We start from the raw sequence: 23,484 nt of genomic DNA, 5'->3' as shown, positions 1-23,484 counted from the left end.
GGCTGTCGCTTGCCTGCTCGATCATCTGCTTACGGAATCTTCCGGAGTTTTGTTAGCGGCTCTAAGTGCCCAGCGGCAATTCGCCTGCGTTGTAGCGGCCGTGGCTATCGACCGGCACCGTGCGCGCGATGCCGGTGGTGCTCTTGATCAGCACCGTCTCGCCGCCGTTGGCGGCGACCTGGCCGAAGATGCTGCCGGTGGTGGACTGCGCCTGCGCGGGATGGGCGAGCAGCGACAGCGCGGCGGCGATCGCCAGCGCGGCAGCGTTGGCGGGTAGGGCAATACGCGTTTTCAATGGATTCTTCTCGTTATGGGTGGTGGTCGCGCGCATCCGTGCGCACCGCGCGTGACGCGCGGCGGGGGTTCGTCGGAAAAGCGGGCTTGTCCCTGGGGCGTGCCGGGAAGGACCGGCACGAGAATCCGCTGCCGAAGGCAGGGATAGTGTTTGCGGCATGTGTTGCGCCGCAAAATGATGGTTTCACATGTCGCCAGAACCTGCGGGTTATAAGCGATCGCCCGGGCGTTCCGGACGTAGCCGCGCCGCTAGAAACCGAGTTCGGACAGCGAGGGGTGGTCGTCCGGACGCCGGCCTGCCGGCCAGTGGTAGCGTCGATCGGCCTCGGCATCGGCGCGTCGTTGATGCTGGCGATGCGGCGGCGCATCAGTCCGGCCTCGTCGAATTCCCAGTTCTCGTTGCCGTAGCTGCGGTACCACTGGCCGCTGTCGTCATGCCATTCGTAGGCGAAGCGCACGGCGATGCGGTTCTCGCGGAAGGCCCACAGTTCCTTGATAAGCCGGTAGTCCAGCTCGCGCTGCCACTTGAGCGTCAGGAAGGCCTCGATAGCCTCGCGCCCCTCCAGGAATTGCGCGCGGTTGCGCCATTGGCTGTCAGGCGTATAGGCCTGCGCCACCAGGGAGGGATTGCGGGTGTTCCATGCATCCTCGGCGAGCCGCGCTTTCTGCGAGGCGCTTTCCAGCGTGAAGGGAGGAAGCGGCGGTCGGGTCATGGAAGCCTCGCTGGTTTCGTGGTCGGCGGCGGGGAGGGATGCGTTTCGAACGGGTTTTGCCCGGCGGCATCGCCCTGGCTGCCGGTACGGCATCGTAGCCGGCGTGGCCGTCGCGTGGCATGCCGCTTGCCGGCAGGGCGGCGGCCGTGCGTCCTGTCATGTCATGCCGGAATGAGACGCCGCGCGGGTTGTCCCGCGCGGCGGCGTTTCGAGCATACTTAGGCTCAAGGCAACGTGTAGGGGACGAAAACGATGTCTTCGCAGCATATTTCATCCGCATATGCCTGGCCGCCCTCCGTCGTGGGCTTCGACATGCCGTCGCCGTCCGTGAACGGATACGAGGGCGCGGAGCCGGTCATGGTGGCCTTCCTGAGTCCCCGCCCCGACCACTACTGGATCGAGGCCTTCGCCTCGGAGGTCGGCTGTTTCAAATCGAAGCATCAACTGGTGGACGTGCGGCTCGATGTGCAATGCCTGGTGGTGACGGGCACGGCCCCCGGGCTGCGCCATCTGACGCTCGACCTGCGCGACTTCGTGCATCGCGTATCGCGCCTCAGCCTGCAGCGTCGCGTGATCGACCGCATCACCCTGGACGATACCTCGGCCCCGACCGCCGCCGAGAACATCGCGGCGATACGCGACCTCGACCTCGTCGCGCATATCCCGGGCGTGATGGAGATCCTGGAGGCGGTCGCGCGCGAGACCGGGATGCGGCTCACCACCATCGCCAGGGTGTCCGACATGCGATGGACGGCCTGCGTGGTCTACGACACGATCAACTTCGGGTTGCAGCCGGGGCAGGACCTTGTGCTGGAAACCACCATCTGCAACGAAATCCGCCAGCATGGCCAGACGGTGATGTTCAACCATGCGAGCATCCACCCGGTGTTTTCCAGGCACCGCACGCCGGCCCTGTACGGCTTCGAGAGCTATATCTCGGTGCCGATCTACCGCCGCGACGGGCAGTTCTTCGGAACGCTGTGCGCCCTGGATCCGGAGCCCCGGCGCCTGGACCAGGCCACCGTTCAGCTCATCGAGAAGTATGCCCACGCCATCGGCGCGGAACTCGGCGGCGAGACCGTGTAGCGCTTCATATCGCTGAAATGACGAAGGCCCGCTTCGGTTCAAAGCGGGCCTTCGCGTTTTCATCCCCCGCGCTGGGCGCGCGGGGACGTCGCCGGTCAGGCCGCGACGCTTTCCTTGGCGGGCTGTTCCACCGGCAGGCGGATCAGGTAGTCGAAGGCGCTCAGCGAGGCCTTGGAACCTTCGCCCATGGCGATCACGATCTGCTTGTACGGTACGGTGGTGACGTCGCCGGCGGCGAACACGCCCGGCACCGAAGTCTCGCCGCGCGCATCCACTTCGATCTCGCCGCGCGGCGACAGCTTCACCGTGCCCTTCAGCCACTCGCTGTTGGGCAACAGGCCGATCTGCACGAACACGCCTTCCAGTGCCAGCTGACGGCTCTCGCCGCTGCTGCGGTCGGTATAGGCCAGGCCGGTGACCTTCTGGCCGTCGCCCAGCACCTCGGTGGTCTGCGCGCTGACGATCACGTCCACGTTCGGCAGGCTGCGCAGCTTGCGCTGCAGCACCTCGTCCGCGCGCAGCTTGCCGTCGAACTCCAGCAGGGTGACGTGGCCCACGATGCCGGCCAGGTCGATGGCCGCCTCGACGCCGGAGTTGCCGCCGCCGATCACCGCCACGCGCTTGCCCTTGAACAGCGGGCCGTCGCAGTGCGGGCAGTAGGTGACGCCCTTGTTGCGGTATTCCTGCTCGCCCGGCACGTTCATGTTGCGCCAGCGCGCGCCGGTGGAGAGGATCACCGTCCGGGCCTTCAGCGTGGCGCCATTGGCCAGGCGCACCTCGTGCAGGCCGCCTTCGGTGGTGGCCGGGACCAACTGCTCGGCGCGCTGCAGGTTCATCACGTCCACGTCGTATTCGTGCACGTGCTGTTCCAGCGCGGCGCCCAGCTTCGGGCCCTCGGTGTAGGGCACGGAGATGAAGTTCTCGATCGCCATGGTGTCCAGCACCTGGCCGCCGAAACGCTCCGCCGCCACGCCGGTGCGGATGCCCTTGCGCGCGGCATAGATCGCCGCGGCCGCGCCGGCCGGGCCGCCGCCGACCACCAGCACCTCGAACGGCGCCTTGGCCTTGAGGCGCTCGGCCGCGCGTTCGGCCGCGCCGGTATCCAGGCGGCCGGCGATCTGCTCGATCGACATGCGGCCGGTGTCGAACAGCTCGCCGTTGAGGAACACGGTCGGCACCGACATCACCTGGCGCTCGTTCACCTCGTCCTGGAACAGCGCGCCGTCGATCGCCACGTGCGAGATGTTGGGATTGATCACGCTCATCAGGTTGAGCGCCTGCACGGTATCCGGGCAGCTGTGGCAGGACAGCGACATGAAGGTCTCGAAGCGGTACTCGCCGTCGAGGTTGCGCACCTGCTCGATCACTTCCTGCGCGGTCTTGGACGGATGGCCGCCCACCTGCAGCAGCGCCAGCACCAGCGAGGTGAACTCGTGGCCCATCGGAATGCCGGCAAAGCGCACGCCGACATCGGTGCCGATGCGGTTGATGGCGAAGGAGGGCTTGCGCGCATCGCTGCCGTCCAGGCGCAGCGAGACCTTGTCCGAGAGCGACGCGATGTCTTCCAGCAGGCCCTTGAGCTCTTGCGATTTCTCGCTCTGGTCGAGGGAGGCCACCAGCTCGATCGGGTGTACGACCTTTTCGAGGTAGGCCTGCAATTGGGTCTTCAGATCGGCATCCAACATGGGAACTCCATCGGTTTCTTCGGGATGAGCGCCACGATCACCCAGCGAGGCCGGGCGTCGCGCACGCCGTGGATTCGGAAGGTGGACCCGGCCACCGCCGGGTCCATGACGGCTCGATGCAGCGAGCCAAAGCATTCATCGGGTAGCGCTGGATCTACCCTCGCCGCCATCCCGGCAAGGGCCGGGATGGCGGCAGGCGGCTTAGATCTTGCCGACCAGGTCGAGCGACGGCTTCAGGGTCTTCTCGCCTTCCTTCCACTTGGCCGGGCACACTTCGCCCGGGTGGGAGGCGACGTACTGCGCGGCCTTCACCTTGCGCAGCAGCTCCGAAGCGTCGCGGCCGATGCCGTTGTCGTGGATCTCGCACAGCTTGATCTGGCCTTCCGGATTGATCAGGAACGTACCGCGCAGCGCCAGGCCCTCTTCCTCGATCATCACGTCGAAGTTGCGGGTGATCGCGCCGGTCGGGTCGCCGATCATGGTGTACTTGACCTTCTTGATCGCGTCGGAGGTGTCGTGCCACGCCTTGTGCGCGAAGTGGGTGTCGGTCGAGACCGAGTAGATCTCCACGCCCAGCTTCTGGAACTGGTCGTAGTAGTCGGCCAGGTCTTCCAACTCCGTCGGGCAGACGAAGGTGAAGTCGGCGGGGTAGAACACCACCACGGACCACTTGCCCTTCAGCGAGGCATCGGTCACTTCGACGAACTGGCCATTCTTGTAGGCCTGGGCCTTGAACGGTTTGATTTCGGTATTGATCAACGACATCGTTGTTTTTCCGTTGGTTGTGGTTGGTGGAGTCCAAAGCGTAAAGCTTTTGCGCTGATAGGGCCAATTGATTGTTAACATGAACGCCATTGAGATTGGCTATGGATGGACCGCCATGGCGCCATGGATCCGATCCAGCTTGCGAAGTTGCCAGAAGCCCTGGAGTAGCGGCGTGAAACCCATGGGCAAGACACATGCGGCGTGGTGTCCGGGACGGCTGCGCGACGGGGAGGGAACAGGCTCTTGCGTACCGTTCCGCATTGCAGCAAGCTTCGGGGACGATTGCCGGGTAGAGTTGACCCGCCGGGGACCGGCAGCTTTTCTTGCGATCATCAGGTTCGCTTCAACCATGGGCTGCACGCCTTTTTTTCAGGGCACGAATTTAGATCGATCTAAATAGCGTAAAAACCATCGATGTCCGATGGCCGAGGGGAGACAGAAGAAATGAGCCAGGGCAAGTTTGTATCGGCACGTGCAAGTCGCTGGGCGATCGCGGTCCTGTTGGCCGGGACGACCCTGGTCCTCGCCACGCCGCTGCTGGCGGGCGAGGCGACGCAGCCGGCCGACGAGGTCAACCCGCTGATCGGCAGCCGCCATGGCGGCAACACCTATCCGGGCGTGGTCATGCCGTTCGGCATGCTGCAGTGGAGCCCGGAGAACACGCGCGGCAAGCACACGCACACCGCCTCGCCGAGCGGCTACCAGTACGACGCCACGCGCATCCGCGGCTTCAGCCTGACCCATCTTTCCGGCGCGGGCTGCGCGGGCGCCAGTGGCGACGTGCCGTTCATGCCGGTGACCACGGCGGTGACCAGTTCGCCCTCGGCGGACGCGACCGATGCCGTGTATGCCAGCGATTTCACCCATGCCGACGAGCAGGCCAAGGTCGGCGACTACCGCGTGCGCCTGGCCAACGGCGTGGGCGTGGAACTGGCGGCGGCTACCCGCAGCGGCATGGCGAGCTTCAGTTTTCCGGCGGGCAAGCCGGCCAACCTGCTGATCCGCGCCTCTGACTCGGAGCTGGGCAGCAGCGACGCCAACGTTACGGTCGACAAGGCCTCGCGCACGGTGCGCGGCTCGGTCACCAGCGGCAACTTCTGCGGCTACCTGGCCAAGGCCGACCAGCGCAGCTACTACACCCTGTACTTCGTGGCGGAGTTCGACCACGCCTTCGCCGGCACCGGCGCCTGGCAGGATGCCGCCGTGCAGCCCGGGCACACCTCGGCGCGCGGCGGCACCGGCTATGGCGCCAAGGGCTTCCCGGATGCCGGCAAGGGCTCGGGCGTGTGGCTGGACTTCGGTCCGGCCGGCGGCACGGTGCAGGTCCGCGTGGGCATTTCCTACGTGAGCCTGGCCAATGCGCAGGCCAACCTGGATGCCGAGATCGCCAGGGGCGCCACGCTGGCCCAAGTGCATGCGCGCAACCGCGAGGCGTGGAACGACGCGCTCGGCAAGATCGTCATCCAGGGCGGTACGGCAGAGCAGCGCACTACCTTCTACACCGCGCTCTACCACTCGCTGCTGCATCCCAACATCTACAGCGACGTCAACGGCGAGTACCTGGGCTTCGACGGCAAGACGCATCGCGTCGATGGCCGTCAGCAGGTGCAGTACGCCAACTTCTCCGGCTGGGACATCTATCGTTCGCAGCTGCAGTTGCTGACCTGGCTCTATCCGAAGGTGGGCAGCGACATCGCGCAGTCGCTCTATAACCAGGCGCAGCAGAACCATGGCGAATGGGACCGCTGGACGCACAACAGCGGCGGCACGCACGTGATGAGCGGTGACCCGGCGGTGCCGTCGCTGGCGGCCATCGATGCCTTCGGTGGGCATGACTTCGACCTGCGCGGCGCCTACGCCTCGCTGGTTAAGGCGGCCACTGAGCCGACCGCGAACGACCTGTCCGACGACGGCTGCAACGTGGAATGCGTGGGCCAGCGTCCCTCGCTCGACCAGTGGCTGAAGCTGCACTACATCGCCACCAAGTCGCATGCCTGGGGCGGCGCCGCCGAGACGCTGGAGGACGTGACCGCCGACTTCGCGCTGTCCCAGCTCGCCGCGCGGGTGGGCGACACGGAGGGCGAGCGCCGTTTCCTTGCCCGCGCCGGCTACTGGCGCAACCTGTTTAACCCGAAGGCGGCACCGGAGGGCGGCTACATCCAGAACCGCAACGAGGACGGCAGCTGGCCGGCCTTCACGCCGGATACCGACGACGGCTTCGTGGAGGCCAGCGCGGCGGTGTACCTGTGGATGGTGCCGTTCGACGTGCATGGGCTGTTCGAGCAGCTCGGCGGCCGCGACAAGGCGGTGGCGCGGCTGGACCGCTTCTTCCACGACGCGCAGGGCCATTGGGCGCTGACCGGCGCGGGCCCGCTGCACGCGGAACTGGACAACGAGCCGTCGATCGGCACGCCATGGCTGTACGCCTTCGCCGGCCAGCCGGGCAAGACCCAGGAAGCGGTGCGCGTGGTGCTCAACACCATCTGGAAGAACGCGCCGGAAGGCATCCCGGGCAACGACGATCTGGGCGAGATGTCCTCCTGGTACGTGTGGTCGGCGCTCGGCATGTACCCGGCGATCCCCGGCCGCGCCGAGCTGGTGCTGGGCAGCCCGCTGTTCCCGCATGCCGTGGTGCGCCGGGCCGGCGACGACGTGGTGATCGATGCCCCGGCCGCCGCCAGCGACGCGCCGTTCGTGCACGCCCTGTCGGTCGACGGCAAGCCGCACGACCAGCCCTGGCTGCCGGCCAGCTTCGCCACCAAGGGCGGCCACCTGGACTTCGACCTGCGCACCACGCCGGATACGGCGTGGGGCAGCGATGTCGCCAAGGCGCCGCCGTCGTTCCCGCCGCAGTCCTGAGCGGGTTTTCGACGGAACATACCGACAACGCTTGATCGTGCAGTCTGGGGAGGCAGGGCGATGATGGGCAACAAGACTAGGCCGGAAGCGGCCGGGGCGAGGACGTGGACGCCCGGCCGCAGGCATCTCTCCGTCGCGTGGGCGGCGGCCTGCCTGACCGTGGCCGCGGGCCTGCCGGTTGCGGCAGCCAGTGCCGCGCCGGCGCCGGCCTTCGCCTCCTCGTTCGAAACCGGCCAGCCGGTGCCCGCGCAGGACGGCGTGGCCGGATGGCGCGTGCAAGTGGTACCCGGCCCCGGCAAGGAGGAATCCCTCACCTCCAAGCCGGGCGTCGGTTTCACCGGCACGCACGCCCTGCGCTACGACGCCGAGGCGGTGGCTTCCGACGGTACGCGCCGCCTGGTGCTGTTCCGCCTGAAGCATCCAGTGAAGGCGGATACGCACCTGGACTACCGCCTGTTCCCGGACGGCGCCGGTGAAGCCCGGGGCGCGGCCCAGTACGTCGCGCTGGACCTGGTGTTCGCCGACGGCACGCGCCTGTCCGCACTGGATGCGCTGGACCAGCACCGCGTGCGCGCCGAGGCGGGCGCGCAGGGCGGGGCGCGCATCCTGCACGACAACCAGTGGAATGCCATCGACGTGGACGTGGGCGCGGTGGCGGCGGGGCGCACCGTGGTCGCCATCGAACTTGCGGAAGCCGCGCCCGCCGGCAGCGCAGCCTTCCACGGCTATCTCGACGACGTGCACTTGCTCGAACGCGCGCCGGCCAGCGCGGAGGCGCCGCCGCATGCCTTTGTGGAGACGCGGCGCGGCACCTATGCCAACGGGCATTTCTCGCGCGGCAACAATTTCCCGGCGGTGGCCTGGCCGCACGGCTTCAATTTCTGGACGCCGACCACCAGCGCCGGCTCGGACTGGATCTACCAGTACCAGGAGCGCAACGGCGACGACAACCGCCCGCGCCTGCAGGCCCTGGCGCTCAGCCACGAGCCCAGCCCGTGGATGGGCGACCGCCAGACCTTCCAGGTGATGCCCGCCGCGGTGGCCAATGGCGCGCCGCCGCTGGACCGCGCGGCGCGCTCGCTGGGCTTCTCGCACGGCCAGGAAATCGCACGGGCCGACCTGTACCAGGTGCGCCTGGACAACGGCATCGTCGCGGCGATGACGCCGACCGACCACGCGGCGATGATGCGCTTCACCTTCGCGGGCAAGCGCTCGCAGCTCGTTTTCGACAACCGCGACGACCATGGTGGCCTGACGCTCGACCCCTCCCATGCGAGTCTCAGTGGTTATTCCGATGTGGCCAGCCGGCTTTCCACCGGCGCGACGCGGTTGTTCTTTTACGCCACCTTCGACCGCCCCGTGACGGAGAGCGGCCGCTACCCGGGCCAGGTCCGCGAGCACGTCGCCGGCTGGTTCGGCTTCGACACCGGCAAGGAGCGGACGGTGACGATGCGCATCGCCACCTCGCTGATCAGCCTGGAGCAGGCCAAGCGCAACCTCGCGCAGGAAATCGCCGACGACGACACCTTCGACACCGTGCAGGCCCGCGCCGCCGCGCGCTGGGACGAACTGCTGGGCAAGGTGGAACTGCCGGGGGCGAATGCCGCCGACAAGACCGTGCTGTATTCCAACCTGTATCGCCTGTCGCTCTATCCGAACGAGGCCTTCGAGAACGTGGGCACGGTGGCGCAGCCGGACTTCCGCTACGCCAGCCCGTTCTCCGCGCCGGCCGGCGACAACACGCCCAACCAGACCGGCGCGCGCGTGCTGCCGGGCAAGCCCTACGTCAACAACGGCCTGTGGGACACCTACCGCACGGCATGGCCGGCCTACGTGCTGCTGACGCCGACGCTGGCTGGCGAAATGATCGACGGCTTCGTGCAGCAGTACCGCGATGGCGGCTGGATCGCCCGCTGGTCCTCGCCCGGCTACGCCGACCTGATGGTAGGCACCAGCGCCGACGTGGCCTTCGCCGATGCGTGGAACAAGGGCGTGCGCAACTTCGACGTGCGCTCGTTCTACCAGGCCGCGCTGAAGGACGCGACGGTAATCAGCGACGTGCCCGGCGCCGGCCGCAAGGGGCTGGCGCGCTCGGTGTTCCGCGGCTACGTGGACAACGGCACCGACGAGGGGCTGTCGTGGTCGATGGCCGGCTATCTCAACGACTTCGGCATCGGCGAGCTGGCGCAGCAGCTCGCCGCCGATCATGCGGCGGACGATCCGTACGCGGCGCACTATGCCGACGACGCGCGCTATTTCCACAGCCGCGCGCAGGGCTATGTCAACCTGTTCGATCCGCAGGTCGGCTTCTTCGTCGGCCGCACGCCCGAGGGCGGCTGGCGCACGGACGCCGCCTCCTTCGACCCGCGGGCCTGGGGCGGCGACTATACCGAGACCAATGCCTGGAACATGGCGTTCGAGGGCGTGCAGGACGCCCAGGGGCTGGCCAGCCTGTACGGTGGCACCGAGGGCCTGGCGCGCAAGCTCGATGCGTTCTTCGCCGCCGGCACGGACTTCCACACCGGCGCCTACGGCGGCGTCATCCACGAGATGCTGGAGGCGCGCGACGTGCGCATGGGCCAGTACGGCCACAGCAACCAGCCGTCCCACCATATCCTGTACATGTACGACCTGGTCGGCCAGCCCTGGAAGACCCAGGACAAGGTGCGCGACGCGCTGTCGCGCCTGTACGTGGGCAGCGAGATCGGCCAGGGCTATCCCGGCGACGAGGACAACGGCGAGATGTCCGGCTGGTGGCTGTTCAGCGCGGCGGGCTTCTACCCGCTGCGCATGGGCACGCCCACCTACGCCATCGGCGCGCCGTACTTCCCGCGCATGGTCATCCATCTGGAGAACGGCCGCACGCTGGACATCCGCGCGCCCGGGGTGAGCGACCGCAACCGCTACATCCAGTCCGTGACGCTCAATGGCCAGCCCTACGACAAGGACTGGCTGGCCCATGCCGACCTGGCGGCCGGCGCCGAGCTGGTGTTCACCATGGGGCCGCAGCCCTCCGCGTGGGGCTCGGCGCCCAACGAACGCTTGCCTTCGCTGACGCCGGACGGCGGCAAGCCGCAGCCGCTGGTGGACCTGGCCGATGCCCTGCACGCGCAGGTCAGCGTGGATGGCAAGGCGCAGGCGCATGCCGCGGTCAGCGACGACAGCTCCGACACCGAGGCCACGCTGCGCGAGACCGCCGCGACCTTCGCGACCGCGCAGGCGGTGGCCATGTACACACTGACTTCCGGCGCGCAGCCGGGAGGTGATCCCTCGGACTGGGTGGTGGAAGGCTCCGCCGACGGCGTCCATTGGACCGTGCTCGATCGCCGCCAGGGCGAGCGGTTCCCGTGGCGCCGGCAGACGCGTGCCTTCGCCATCGCCAAGCCGGGACAGTACACGCATTACCGCTGGCGCGTCGTTCCGGATGGGGCCGGACACGCGGTGAACCTGGCGGAGATCGAATGGCTCGGGATCGCAACCGGGCAATGAGTTGATTCAACGCGGAACACACTGGCCGCAGGTGCTCGCCACCTGCGGTAGGGGAGGTGTTTGCCCTCATCCGGGGGCAGGTCGTTGCGCTTGAGTCTGTGCAGGACTGCCGCGACGCGGCAGTGGGGTAAGTCAACCTTGGGGAGAAACGTTGCTCTATGAAACCGACTTTTGCTGGTGCATGTACGCTGTCTCTGCTGGCACTCTCGATCACGCGCGCCTTCGCCGGCGGCGTGGACGCAGCGCCGGTGGATCCACCCGCCCAGACGCAGGCGGCCTCGTCGCAAGACACCCATGCCGATGATTCGGACGCGGCCAAGCAGGAAAAGGCCAAGAAGCTGGAGGTGATGCAGGTCACCGGATCGCTGATCCCGCGCGCGCAGATCGAGGGTCCCTCGCCGGTGACCACGATCACCGCCAAGGACATCGACCGCCAGGGCTTCGCCGATACCTTCGAGGCCCTGCGCGCGCTGCCGATCGCCAACGGCTCGGTGCAGGACCCGCAGTTCACCGGCGGCTACACGCCGGGCGCCAAGACCATCAGCCTGTTCGGCCTGAGCCCGAGCTTCACGCTCACCCTGCTCAACGGCCGGCCCATGGCGAGCTACCCATTGGCCTACAACGGCAACAACAACATCACCGACATCGCCAACATCCCGGTGGGCCTGATCGACCACATCGACGTGCTGACCGGCGGCCAGTCCTCGATCTACGGCTCGGCGGCCATCGCCGGCGTGGTGAACATCGTGCTGAAGGACCACATTGAGGGAACACACGTCTCGCTGCGCTACGGCGACTACAGCGACGGCGGCGGTGCCAGCAAGCGCCTGCAGGTCAGCTCCGGCCACCAGTGGGGCGACTTCGAGCTGAGCGGCGGCATCCAGCTGTCCAAGGAAAACCCGATCTGGGCCTACCAGCGCAGCTACATCGATTCCTATGACGACGACCCGACCGGCAAGGGCGCGGTCAACTCACGCACCTTCCTGCGCATGGCCGCGGGCGACAACGCGCACTACATCGACCCGGGCGCGGCCACCTGCGCGCCGCTGAGCTACCTGTACCACGGCAGCACGTCCTACAGTTACCGCGCCGGCTCCAGCCTGGGCTATTACTGCGGCAGTCCGGAGAACGTCAGCTTCGCCACCCTGGCCAACCAGAGCACCGACGCCAACGGCTCGCTGTTCGCGCGCTACCACATCAACGACAGCACCGAGCTGTACGCCGACATGCTGTACAGCTTCAGCAATCCCACCTACGTGGGCGGCAGCCCGTTCTGGAACCAGACCTTCTATAACCAGGCCAGCGGCCAGTACGAGGAGTGGCAGCGCATCTTCGCGCCGGAGGAAGTGGGCGCCGACGCCACCGACCAGCACGTGTTCACGCGCAGCTACAACGTGAGCCTGGGCGTGCGCGGCAGCATCGGCAGTTCCAGCTGGGACTACGACGCCTACTACAACCGCTCGCAGTCCAACGTGGTGCGCAAGTCCACCGACTTCCTGGCCAACAACGGCATCGACAACTACTACCTGGGGCCGCAGCTGGGTACCGACGCCAACGGCTATCCCATTTATGCCCCGAATTTAGATCGATTGTATCAACCGCTGACGCAGGCCCAGTACAACCAGTTCACCGCCACCAACCGCGCGAGCTCGATGTCGTGGACGCAGAACGAGACCATCACCACCAACACCACCAGTCTGTTCACCCTGCCGGCCGGTGACGTGGGTTTCGCGGCCATCGTGCAGAACAGCAACGAGCGCTTCGACAACCGCTCGGCCAGCCCGCTGGCCGACGAGGGCTACTTCCGCGGCGTTACCGGCAGCACGGCGGCGGCGGGCAAGCGCAGCCAGTACGCCTTCGGCGGCGAGATGCGCGTCCCGCTGCTGGAGACGCTGACCGCCAACGTGTCCGGCCGCTACGACAAGTACAGCTACGCGGGCGGCGGCAACGGCAAGGCGACCTACAAGCTGGGCCTGGAATACCGCCCGATCGACACGCTGCTGCTGCGCGGCAGCTACGCCACGGCGTTCCGCGCGCCGGACATGTTCTACCTGTTCTCCTCGCGCAGCAGCGGGTACTCGCAGTCCACCGACTACTACAAGTGCCGCCAGCAGGGCTACAACTCGCAGACCTACGACAACTGCGCGCAGGCCGGCACCTCGATGCTGGCGGTGTCCTCCGGCAACACCGGCCTGAAGGACATCACCGCCAAGTCGTTCACCTACGGCTTCGTCTGGTCCACGCCGGACAACAACCTGAGCTGGTCGGTGGACTACAACGCCATCCGCATCTCCAACGAGGTGGTGACGCTGGGCAACGACGAGATCCTGGAGCAGGAGGCCGACTGCCGCCTCGGCACCTCGGAGAACGGCCAGACCGCCTACGACATCAACTCGCCGACCTGCCGCGAGGTGTTGGGCGAGGTCAAGCGCCTGCCGTCCACCGACCCGGTGAACCCGGGCGGCGTGCAGGAGGTGGACACCTATCCGATCAACGTAGCGTCGGAATACCAGACCGGCATCCAGTCCACCTTGAACTACCACCTGACCACGGCCTCGCTGGGCAGCTTCCAGTTCGGGCTGGACTACTACGACGAGCTCAAGCACACCTACCAGGAGAAGACCGGCGACCCGACCATCAACTACCTGTGCTGCGCCAACTCCGACGAGTTCAAGAGCCGCGTGTCCGGCACGGTGACCTGGAACATCGGCAAGTGGAGCAGCACGCTGTTCGGCATCCGCAACGGCCGCACCTGGAACGCCATCGGCACGGAGAAGAACATCGGGCCGTGGATCACCTTCAATGGCAGCGTGAACTACAAGGTGACCCCGATGACCTCGATCTCGCTGGTGGTCAACAACATCGCCAACAAGCGCCCGCCGAAGGACATCACCAACGGCAACTGGCCGTACTACGACGAGGGCGACTACAACGCGCTCGGCCGTGCGCTGTACCTGGAGGTCGGCTTCGACTTCGGCAAGTGAGGCAACGGCGGCGGGCCGGGCACGTGCCGGCCCGCCGTCCACATCCCCTGTTGACGTAACTTTTACGAATGAGATACATTCTCATTTAGTTGACGCCTTGCTCCGGCGGGGCGTCCTTTTCCCACGATATCGGCCGCCAGCCCAGGCAGCAGTAGCGCCTTCCTCGCCAGCCCGCCGCGTGACTTCCACGCTTGGCAAAGGAATGGTTCCACATGCTGCGTCTTACCCCGCTGGCCGCCCTGATCGGCGCGCTGCTCGCCCTGCCTGTCCTGGCCGCCGAACCGGCCGCTCCCGCCACCGGCGCGAACAGCGCCACCGACCTGCCCGGCGTGCAGGTCACCGCCCTGGCGCCCACCATCCAGCTCACCACGCCGGGCACGGTCTCGGTGATCGACCGCGTGCAGATGGACCGCCATCTGGTGCTCAACATCCGCGACCTGGTGCAGTACGAGCCGGGCGTGTCGGTGATCGGCACCGCCGGCCGCTTCGGCCTGGACAGCTTCAACATCCGTGGCCTGTCGGGCAACCGCACGCGCATCGAGATCGACGACGTCTCGATGCCCGCCTCGTTCGGCGCCGACGTGGCCGGCGGCAGCTTCCGCGCCGGGCGCAACTTCATCGACCTGGATGACATCAAGCAGGTGGAGATCACCCGCGGTCCCGCCTCGGTGCTGTATCCCTCCGATGCGCTGGGCGGCGTGGTCAGCCTGCATACCAAGGACCCAGCGGACTACCTGCGCGATGGCCACGGCAACTACGTGTCGCTGAAGGAGCAGTACGACAGCACCGACCGCAGCCTGTCCTCCACGGCCACGCTGGCCGGCGGCGATGCGAGCAACGGCGTGCTGTTCGTGGCCAACCACCGCGAGGGCCACGAGACCGGCAACATGGGCGACGTCGGCGGCAGCGGCGCCACGCGCACCCGGCCCGATCCGCAGACCTACGGCCTGGACAGTTTCCTGGGCAAGTACGTGCATACCGCCGCCAGCGGGCGCACCGACCGCGTGGTGGTGGATGGCTCGCAGACGCGCACGCGCACCGACTCGCTGTCCAACATCACGCCGAGCGCGAGCTACTACAACTCGCAGGACGAGGACATGCGCGTGCGTGCCAGCGTGGGGCAGTGGTATCCCCAGCTCAACGGCGTGCTGGCCGATACACTGGACTGGAACGCGTACTGGCAGAAGAGCCGTACGCGCACCGATACGCAGACTGAGACGGCCACGGTCGCGCGCTTCTACGACAACCTGCCGCTGCAGGAGAAGGTGGCGGGCGGCAAGCTGGTGGCGGTCAAGCAACTGGGCGAGGGCAGCGAGGTCAGCCAGACCATCAGCTATGGCGTGGAACTGTCGCGCACCGACGCTGAATCCACCGCCGGCGGCTACGGCATCAACAAGCGCACCGGCGCCACCGGCAGCGACAAGTCCTTCTTGCCGGGCAACTATCCGCTGCACCTGATTCCCAGCAGCACCACCGACCGCTACGCGGTGTTCGGCCAGGACGAGATCGGCCTCTTCGGCGGCCGTCTCGCCATCACGCCGGGCGTGCGCGTGGACCGCTACGAGTACAAGCCGCAGCAGGACGCGCTGTATGCCGCCTACAATCCAGGCTACGTCCGCGAGAACTACGAAAAGACCCGCGCCACGCCCAAGCTCGGCGTGCTGTGGCACTTCAACGACACGTTGAGCGCCTACGTGGACTACGTGCAGGGCTTCCGCCCGCCGTTGTACAGCGAGATCGCCGGCGCCTGGAACGAGCAGCCGATCCCCGGCTTCAACATCGCCTTCCTGCCCAACGACAAGCTCAAGGCCGAGACCAGCAAGGGCGCGGAACTGGGCCTGCGCGGCAAGGGCGACGCGGGCTGGTTCAACCTGGCCGCGTACTACAACCGCTACCGCAACTTCATCTGGTCGGGCTACTCCATTCCCGTCGCGCAGGCACCGAGCTGGGTGCAGGTGCTGCCGGGCATGAACCTGTTCTACCAGTCGGTGAACGCGCCCAAGGCCTACATCAAGGGCGCGGAGGCGAGCGGTGCGCTGCGCCTCGGCCGCTTCAGCGATGCGCTGGACGGCTGGGCCCTGAAGGGTAGCGCCGCCGTCGCCACCGGACGGCTGATCCAGCCGGGCGATACCGGCTACAGCCCGCTCAACACGGTGGACCCGGCCAAGCTGGTACTCGGCATCAGCTACGACGCCAGCCAGTGGGGCGCCGAGCTGATCGGCACCGCCGTGCGCCGCCATACGCAGTTGAGCGATCCCACCGCATTCCGTCCGGGTGGCTACGGCACGCTGGATCTCTACGCGCACTACACGCCCATCGACAACCTGGAACTGTACGCGGGGGTGAGCAACCTCACCGATCGCAAGTACTGGGACTGGGGCAACTTGAACGGCGGCACGCTGGGCAACCTGGTCACCGGCAACGGCCTCAACGACGCCGGCACCGGCGGCTTGCCCGCCGACCGTCTCACCATGCCCGGCCGCACCTTCAGCGTCGCCGCCAAGATCATCTTCTGACCGGAGCGCCACGATATGTTGAACGACAGCACTTCCCCTGCATCCGCCTCGACGCCGCCCTTGCTGCTGGAAGCCTGGCGCCAGTTGCGCCGCGATGAGCCGACGCTGCGCATCCGCGACATGGCCGAGCGCCTCGGCGTCAGTGAGGGCGAACTGGTGGCCAGCCGCTGCGGCGACGGCGTCACCCGTCTCGAAGGTCCCTGGCCCGACCTGATCCGTACCTTGCCCGAACTCGGCCACGTGATGGCGCTGACCCGCAACGACAGCTGCGTGCACGAGAAGCGCGGCAGCTACGGCAACATCGAGATCGAGAGCGTGATGGGCCTGGTGCTCAACGAGGCGATCGACCTGCGCCTGTTCCTCAGGCATTGGGTGTTCGGCTTCGCCGTGCGCGAGGAATCGCACGGGCGCTGGCTGCAGAGCCTGCAGTTCTTCGATCGCGACGGCTGCGCGGTGCACAAGGTCTATCTCACCGAGCGCAGCGATGCGGATGCCTGGTCGCGCCTGGTCGCGCGCTTCACCGCGGCCGTGCAGTCGCCGCTGCTGGAGATCGCCCCGGTGAAGGAGCGGCTGCCGTTGCAACTGGACGACGAGGCGGTGGATGCGGCCTCGCTGCGCGAGCACTGGCGCCGCCTGCGCGACCCGCACGATTTCTTCGCCATGCTCAAGAAGCACAAGGTCACGCGCACCCAGGCGCTGCGCGTGGCCGGGCCGGAGTTCGCCCGGCGCGTGCGGCAGGGCTCGGTCCGCGTGGTACTGGAATCGGCCGCCGCCAGCGGCCTGCCGGTCATGGTGTTCGTCGGTTCGCCCGGCGTGGTGCAGATCCACAGCGGACCGGTGCGCAACCTCAAGGCCATGGGGCCCTGGTTCAACGTGCTCGACGAGGATTTCGACCTGCACCTGCGCGAGGATCATGTCGCCGAGAGCTGGGTGGTGAGCAAGCCCACGCCCGAAGGGCACGTCACCTCGCTGGAGCTGTACGACGCCAGGGGCGGGCAGATCATGCAGGTGTTCGGCAAGCGCAAGCCCGGCGTGCCCGAACTGGAGGCCTGGCGTGTGCTCGCCGAGGGTCTGCCGGCACTGGAGGACGGCGATGCATAAGCGGTTCTCATGGTGGCTGGCGGCATTGCTCGTCGCCATGCCATGGGTGTCGCGCGCGGCCGACGCACCGCGCGTGGTGGCGCTGGGCGGCGACATCACGGAAATCGTCTACGCCCTCGACGCGCAGCAGGCCCTGGTGGGCGTGGACAGCACCAGCCAATGGCCCGAGGCGGCCCGCCAGTTGCCCGACGTGGGCTATGTGCGGCAGCTGGCGGCCGAGGGCGTGCTCTCGCTGCACCCACAACTGGTCCTGGCCACGCATGACGCCGGGCCACCGGCGGTGCTCGACCAGTTGCGCGCGGCGGGCGTGCGCATCGAGACCCTGCCGGTGGCGCGCACGCCGGACGCCGTGGTGGCCAAGGTGGAACAGGTGGGCAACCTGGTAGGGCGCAAGGCCGCCGCCGAGACGCTGGCGAACCAGCTCCGGGGCCAGTACGCGGCGCTGGGCAGGGCGGTGGCGGCGATGCCGCGCCATCCACGCGTGCTGTTCCTGATGTCCGCCGGTGCCGGCAGCCCGATGGCGGCGGGCAGGGATACCGCCGCCGACAGCGCCATCATGCTGGCCGGCGGCGTCAATGCGGCGAGCGGCCTCGATGGCTACAAGGCCGTGTCGCCCGAATCGCTGGCTGCGCTGGCGCCGGACGTAATCATGATGATGCGCGAGCGGTCCGAGGCGTGGGGTGGCATCGACGGCGCGCTCAAGCTGCCGGGCGTCGCCATGACGCCGGCCGGCCGCGCCCGGCGCGTCGTGCTGGTCGAGGGGCAGGCCCTGCTCGGCTTCGGGTCGCGCAACGCGGCACAGGAGCTGGCCGTGCAGCGCGTGCTTGCCGCCATCCAGCTCCAGCCATGAGCGCCGTCGTGTTCGCCCATCGTCGTGTCCGTTCGGGGCGGGGCTTGCCGCTGGCGGGTCTGCTGGCGTTGCTGCTGGCCATGGCGGTCGTCGGCATGGCCAGCGGTGCCATGCCTCTGCCCGCGGGTGAAGTAGTCGGTGCGTTGTGGCGCGCCGTGATGGGCGAGGCGGCGCGCGAGGGCGACCTGGTGGTGCTGATGCTGCGGCTGCCGCGCGTCGCGATGGCGACGCTGGTCGGCGCGGCGCTGGCATGCAGCGGCGCCACCATGCAGGGGCTGTTCCGCAACCCGCTGGTGGAGCCGGGCCTGATCGGCGTCTCCGCCGGCGCCGCGGTGGGCGCCATCGGCATGATCGTGCTGGGCGGCCGGCTGCTGGCCGTGCTGCCGAGCGTGCTGGGCTCGTTCGGCATTGCGGCGGCGGCGTTCGCGGGCGGCTTGCTGGCAACGGTCGCGGTCTACGTGATCGGGCGCCGCCGCCCCGGCGTGGCGACGCTGCTGCTGGCCGGGGTGGCGATCAACGCCATCGCCATGGCCGGCGTGGGGTTGCTGACCTTTCTGGCCAACGAGCACCAGTTGCGCGACCTGAACTTCTGGACGCTGGGCAGCCTCGGCGGCACCGACTGGACGCGGCTGGCGGCGGTGGCGCCGCTGATGCTGCCGCCGCTGTGCCTGCTGCCGCGTTATGCGCCGGGCCTGAATGCGTTGCTGCTGGGCGAGCGCGAGGCGGCGCTGCTGGGCTTCGATCCGGAACGGCTGCGCCGCGAGCTGATCGCCCTGGTGGCGTTGGCCACCGGCGCGGCGGTGGCGATGTGTGGCGTGATCGGTTTCGTCGGCCTGCTGGTGCCCCATGTGCTGCGCATGATCTGGGGGCCTGACCATCGCCTGTTGCTGCCGGCCTCGGCGCTGGCCGGGGCGGCGCTGCTGATCGGCGCCGATGCCGTGGCGCGCGTGGCGGTGGTGCCGGCGGAGCTGCCCATCGGCGTCATCACCGCGCTGCTGGGCGGACCGTTCTTCCTGTGGCTGCTGCTGCGCCTGCGCATGGGGGAGGGGACATGAACCTGGCCCTGGATTGGCGGGCGGCGTCCACCGCGGTGGCGGGCCTGTTGGAGGTGCGCGAGGTCCACCTGAGCCTTGGCGGGCGGCGCGTCCTGCAGGCGGTGAACCTGGTAGCCCAGCCGGGACGCCTGCTGGTGCTGGTCGGCCCCAATGGCGCCGGCAAGAGCAGCCTGCTCGGCCTGATGGCCGGCCTGTGCCGGCCGTCGCTGGGCAGCGTGGCGCTGGATGGCAAGCCGCTGGTCCGCTGGAGCGCGACCGAACTGGCCCGCCGTCGCGCCATGCTGTCCCAGCAGGTACGGCTGGGCTTCGCGTTCCGGGTGGAGGAAGTGGTGATGCTGGGGCGCAGCGTGCATGGCGCGGCGACGCCCGGCATGGCCGACCGGCAGGTGGTCGAGGCGGCGCTGCAGGCCACTGGCGCGCATCACTTGCGTGGCCGCAATTACCTGGAGCTTTCCGGCGGCGAGCAGCAGCGCGTGCAACTGGCGCGCGTGCTGGCGCAGATATGGGATTGCCGCGACGCGCCCGGCTGGCTGCTGCTGGACGAACCGGAAGCCGGGCTCGACATCGCGCACCAGCACCAGCTGCTGCGCCATGCCAGGGATTGGGCGGCGCGCGGCTACGGTGTCGTGGTGGTGCTGCACGATCTCAACCTGGCGGCGCGCTATGCCGACGAGGTGGCCTTGCTCGCGCAGGGACGGCTGGTGCGCCACGGCAACGTGGCCCAGGCGCTGGATGCCGAGGTGCTGTCGCACGTGTATGGCATCCGCCTGGGGCGTTCCCTCACGGCAGATCGGCACTGGCTGTTCCATGCGCAATGAGGGCGTGCGCCGCACGGCTAGCAGGCATGGCGTGAGTCCCTCGTGACGGCGCGCCACGCCTCACGCGCACGATGCCGCCATCCGGTCAAGGATTGACTTCAACCGGACGAAACCTGTACCAAGAGCCACGACACTTACTCTTTCCGAGACGGTGGTTGTGATGGTGGCTCTGGCGACAGAAACCGTGATCGACGTTCATCACTGGAACGACAGTCTCTTCAGCTTCCGCACGACGCGCGATCCCGGCTTCCGCTTCGACAGCGGCCACTTCGTGATGATCGGCCTGGAAGTGGACGGCCGTCCGCTGATGCGTGCCTATTCCATCGCCAGCGCCAACTACGAGGAACACCTGGAGTTCGTCAGCATCAAGGTGCCCGACGGCCCGCTGACCTCCCGCCTGCAGCATCTCAAGCCCGGCGATCCGGTCATGGTCAGCCGCAAGCCGACCGGCACGCTGGTGCTCAACGACCTCAAGCCCGGCAAGCACCTCTACCTGCTGGGCACCGGCACCGGCCTGGCGCCGTTCCTGAGCATCGTGCGCGACCCGGAGACCTACGAGCGCTTCGACAAGATCGTGCTGGCGCACGGCGTGCGCCGGATCAGCGACCTGGTGTTCGCCGGTTACCTGGAACAGGAACTGCCGCGCCACGACTACCTGGGCGAATGGGTGCGCGAGAAGCTGGTCTACTACCCCAGCGTCACCCGTGAGCCGTTCCATCACCGTGGACGATTGACCGACGCCATCGTGGATGGCCGCCTGAACGAGGCGGCGGGCCTGCCGCCGCTGAATCCGGCCACCGACCGCCTGATGCTGTGCGGCAGCCCGGCCATGCTGGAGGACGCCTGCGCGCTGCTGGACGGCCGCGGTTTCCAGGCCTCGCCGCGCACCCGCGAGCCGGGTGACTATGTGATCGAGCGGGCTTTCGTGGAAAGGTGAGCGAAGGTCGGTTCGGCGTAGGTTGGAGCCACACGCCAGGACAGGCGACACGAATCCGGCCGAACGGCCAGTCGAGACTCCGCCCCGAGGAGCGTCCGTCGTGCATGCATTGCCCCGAGTTGTCGAAGCGTTGAAAGTGGCGTATCCGCCGACGAGGCGGGAGGCCGGCGCATGAGCGGTTCCCGCGAGCGCTTGTCCATCCTCGGCTCCACCGGCTCCATCGGCACCAGCACGCTTGATGTGGTGGCGCGCCATCCGGAACGCTTCGAGGTGGTGGCGCTGACCGCGCACCGCCGCATCGATCGCCTCTACGAGCAGTGCCTGGCATTCCGCCCCGCGCTGGCGGTGGTCGACGCGGCGGCGGACGCCGAGCGTCTTGCCAGGCGCCTGCGCGAAGCCCGGTTGCCCACCGAGGTGGCCCATGGGCCCGAGGCGCTGTGCGATGCGGCCTGTGCCGGCGACGCCGTGGTGGCCGCCATCGTCGGTGCCGCCGGGCTGGCCTCGTCGCTGGCCGCCGCGCGCGCCGGCAGGAAGATCCTGCTCGCCAACAAGGAGGCGCTGGTGATGTCCGGCGCGCTGTTCATGCGCACGGTGGCCGAGCACGGCGCCACCCTGCTGCCGCTGGACAGCGAGCACAACGCCATCTTCCAGTGCCTGGACGGCGGCAAAGCGAGCGGCGGCGTGGAGCGGCTGATACTCACTGCGTCCGGCGGGCCGTTCCTGCATCGCGACCTCGACAGCCTGGACGAGGTCACGCCCGACGAGGCCTGCGCGCATCCCAACTGGGTGATGGGGCGCAAGATCTCGGTCGATTCGGCGACCATGATGAACAAGGCGCTGGAAGTGATCGAGGCGCGCTGGCTGTTCGACGTGCCGCCCGAGCGCATCGAGGTGGTGATCCATCCGCAGAGCGTGATCCATTCCATGGTGGCGTACGCCGACCAGTCGGTACTGGCGCAACTGGGCAATCCCGATATGCGCACGCCGATCGCCCACGCGCTGGCCTGGCCCGGGCGCATGGCCTCGGGCGTGGCGCCGCTGGATTTCACCCGGCTCTCCGGCTTGAGTTTCCTGGCGCCGGACCTGGCGCGCTTTCCCTGCCTGCGCCTGGGCCTGCAGGTATTGCGCGAGGGTTGCGCGGCCAGCGTCACGCTCAACGCCGCCAACGAGGTGGCGGTGGACGCCTTCCTGCAGGGGCAGGTCCGCTTTACCGCCATCGCGGCGGTGGTGGAGGAAGTGCTGCAGCATGCCCCCGTGCTGGCGCCCGGCCATCTGCTGGATGACATTCTCGCCGCCGACGCGCACGCGCGTGCCTTGGCACGACATCTCATTCGCCGCCTGCCGGCGCCCGGCATCCGCCGGGTGGCCGCCCATTAGGAGACCCTTGTGAGTGAAGCTTTCCAGCTCTGGCCCGATGCGTCGTCCACCGCGGGTCCCGAGCCGTTCGATGCCTGGATGGCCAGGATCCTGGCGCGTACCGAGCATGCGCTCGAACGCTACCTGCCGGCGGCCGACGCGCCGCCGGCAACGCTGCACGAGGCGATGCGCTATGCCACGCTGGGCGGCGGCAAGCGCCTGCGCGCTCTGCTCTGCCATGCGGCGGGCGAACTGGTCGGCGCCAGTCCTGTGGCACTCGACGGCGCGGCCAGCGCCATCGAGATGATCCATGCCTATTCGCTGGTGCACGACGACCTGCCGGCAATGGACAACGACCTGCTGCGCCGCGGCCAACCCACCGTGCACGTGCGCTACGGCGAGGCGATGGCCATCCTGGTCGGCGACGGCCTGCAGGCCCAGGCGTTCGCGGTGATCGGCGAACTTCCAGTGCCGGCGACACAGCGCGTCGTGCTGTTGCAGGAGCTGGCGCGGGCCAGCAGCTCGCACGGGTTGGTGGGCGGGCAGGCGATCGACCTGGCCAGCGTCGGTGTCGCGTTGCCGCGCGAGGAACTGGAATGCATGCACCGCATGAAGACCGGTGCGCTGCTGCGCGCCTCGGTGTTCATGGGCGCGGCTTGCGGCGCCGGAGTGCTGGAACCGTCCCTGCTCGCCGCGCTGGATGACTACCAGCGCGCGGTGGGGCTGGCCTTCCAGGTGGTGGACGACGTGCTCGACGTCACCACCGATGCCGCCACGCTCGGCAAGACGCCGGGCAAGGATGCGCAGGACAACAAGCCTACCTACGTGTCGCTGCTGGGGCTGGAGGCCGCGCGCGTACTGGCCGAGGATCTCGGCGCGCGCGCACGCGCTGCGCTGGTTCCGCTGGGCGAGAGCGCTGCCTACCTGGATGCGCTGGCCGACATGGTGGTGCACCGCGTGCGCTGATCGCTGCCCG

The 23,484-nt window shown here is 68.2% G+C and carries 15 protein-coding genes and 1 pseudogene; 12 read left to right on the top strand and 4 right to left on the bottom strand.

Annotated elements, in window-relative coordinates; translation table 11 throughout:
• Positions 1-61 precede the first annotated feature (61 nt).
• Together MJ605_RS10045 and MJ605_RS10040 are read right to left on the bottom strand one after the other, a co-directional pair.
• Positions 62-295, bottom strand: a complete 234-nt coding sequence (locus tag MJ605_RS10045; RefSeq protein ID WP_243041367.1) for a hypothetical protein — start codon at positions 293-295, stop codon at positions 62-64.
• A gap of 248 nt (positions 296-543) precedes the next feature.
• Positions 544-1,007 (bottom strand): annotated as a pseudogene (locus tag MJ605_RS10040) (nuclear transport factor 2 family protein).
• A gap of 357 nt (positions 1,008-1,364) precedes the next feature.
• On the opposite strand from MJ605_RS10040, the gene MJ605_RS10035 reads away from it, so the two are divergent.
• On the top strand, positions 1,365-2,093 hold the full coding sequence (locus tag MJ605_RS10035; protein ID WP_243041366.1) for a GAF domain-containing protein: 729 nt from the start codon (positions 1,365-1,367) through the stop codon (positions 2,091-2,093).
• A 95-nt stretch (positions 2,094-2,188) separates the two neighbouring features.
• On the opposite strand, the gene ahpF is transcribed toward MJ605_RS10035, so the two are convergent.
• Positions 2,189-3,778: an alkyl hydroperoxide reductase subunit F gene (gene ahpF, locus MJ605_RS10030; protein ID WP_243041364.1), complete on the bottom strand. Its 1,590-nt coding sequence runs from the start codon at positions 3,776-3,778 to the stop codon at positions 2,189-2,191.
• A 201-nt stretch (positions 3,779-3,979) separates the two neighbouring features.
• Complete coding sequence (gene ahpC, locus MJ605_RS10025; RefSeq protein WP_243041362.1) at positions 3,980-4,543, bottom strand: alkyl hydroperoxide reductase subunit C; 564 nt, start codon at positions 4,541-4,543, stop codon at positions 3,980-3,982.
• Between the two features lie 501 nt (positions 4,544-5,044).
• Here ahpC and MJ605_RS10020 point away from each other — a divergent pair.
• The 11 genes from MJ605_RS10020 (at position 5,045) to MJ605_RS09970 (ending at position 23,474) form a co-directional block, all read left to right on the top strand.
• Positions 5,045-7,402, top strand: a complete 2,358-nt coding sequence (locus MJ605_RS10020; RefSeq protein ID WP_243041360.1) for a GH92 family glycosyl hydrolase — start codon at positions 5,045-5,047, stop codon at positions 7,400-7,402.
• A gap of 60 nt (positions 7,403-7,462) precedes the next feature.
• Positions 7,463-10,891, top strand: coding sequence for a GH92 family glycosyl hydrolase (locus MJ605_RS10015; protein ID WP_243041359.1), 3,429 nt, complete (start codon positions 7,463-7,465; stop codon positions 10,889-10,891).
• Between the two features lie 158 nt (positions 10,892-11,049).
• Positions 11,050-13,875: a TonB-dependent receptor plug domain-containing protein gene (locus tag MJ605_RS10010; protein ID WP_243041357.1), complete on the top strand. Its 2,826-nt coding sequence runs from the start codon at positions 11,050-11,052 to the stop codon at positions 13,873-13,875.
• A gap of 212 nt (positions 13,876-14,087) precedes the next feature.
• Positions 14,088-16,391 (top strand): TonB-dependent hemoglobin/transferrin/lactoferrin family receptor, encoded by a 2,304-nt coding sequence (locus MJ605_RS10005; protein WP_243041354.1) that lies wholly within the window; start codon positions 14,088-14,090, stop codon positions 16,389-16,391.
• A 15-nt stretch (positions 16,392-16,406) separates the two neighbouring features.
• Complete coding sequence (locus MJ605_RS10000) at positions 16,407-17,492, top strand: hemin-degrading factor (protein ID WP_243041353.1); 1,086 nt, start codon at positions 16,407-16,409, stop codon at positions 17,490-17,492.
• Positions 17,485-18,342 carry a heme/hemin ABC transporter substrate-binding protein gene (locus tag MJ605_RS09995; protein ID WP_243041351.1) on the top strand — a complete coding sequence of 286 codons (858 nt, stop codon included), beginning with the start codon at positions 17,485-17,487 and terminating at the stop codon, positions 18,340-18,342. Before MJ605_RS10000 ends, MJ605_RS09995 begins: the two co-directional genes overlap by 8 nt.
• On the top strand, positions 18,339-19,397 hold the full coding sequence (locus tag MJ605_RS09990; RefSeq protein ID WP_243041349.1) for a FecCD family ABC transporter permease: 1,059 nt from the start codon (positions 18,339-18,341) through the stop codon (positions 19,395-19,397). Before MJ605_RS09995 ends, MJ605_RS09990 begins: the two co-directional genes overlap by 4 nt.
• Positions 19,394-20,215: a heme ABC transporter ATP-binding protein gene (locus tag MJ605_RS09985; protein WP_243041347.1), complete on the top strand. Its 822-nt coding sequence runs from the start codon at positions 19,394-19,396 to the stop codon at positions 20,213-20,215. The genes MJ605_RS09990 and MJ605_RS09985 overlap by 4 nt, the downstream gene beginning before the upstream one ends.
• 160 nt (positions 20,216-20,375) lie before the next feature.
• Positions 20,376-21,152: a ferredoxin--NADP reductase gene (locus MJ605_RS09980; protein ID WP_243041345.1), complete on the top strand. Its 777-nt coding sequence runs from the start codon at positions 20,376-20,378 to the stop codon at positions 21,150-21,152.
• A gap of 171 nt (positions 21,153-21,323) precedes the next feature.
• Positions 21,324-22,529, top strand: coding sequence for a 1-deoxy-D-xylulose-5-phosphate reductoisomerase (gene ispC, locus MJ605_RS09975; protein WP_243041343.1), 1,206 nt, complete (start codon positions 21,324-21,326; stop codon positions 22,527-22,529).
• 9 nt (positions 22,530-22,538) lie between these two features.
• Positions 22,539-23,474, top strand: coding sequence for a polyprenyl synthetase family protein (locus MJ605_RS09970; RefSeq protein WP_243041341.1), 936 nt, complete (start codon positions 22,539-22,541; stop codon positions 23,472-23,474).
• Positions 23,475-23,484 lie beyond the last annotated feature (10 nt).

Origin of the sequence: Dyella sedimenti (genome assembly GCF_022760995.1) — a bacterium.
Taxonomy (GTDB): domain Bacteria; phylum Pseudomonadota; class Gammaproteobacteria; order Xanthomonadales; family Rhodanobacteraceae; genus Dyella; species Dyella sedimenti.
The sequence above is the reverse complement of the archived record's forward strand: the minus strand, read 5'-3'. Positions and strand labels throughout refer to the sequence as shown.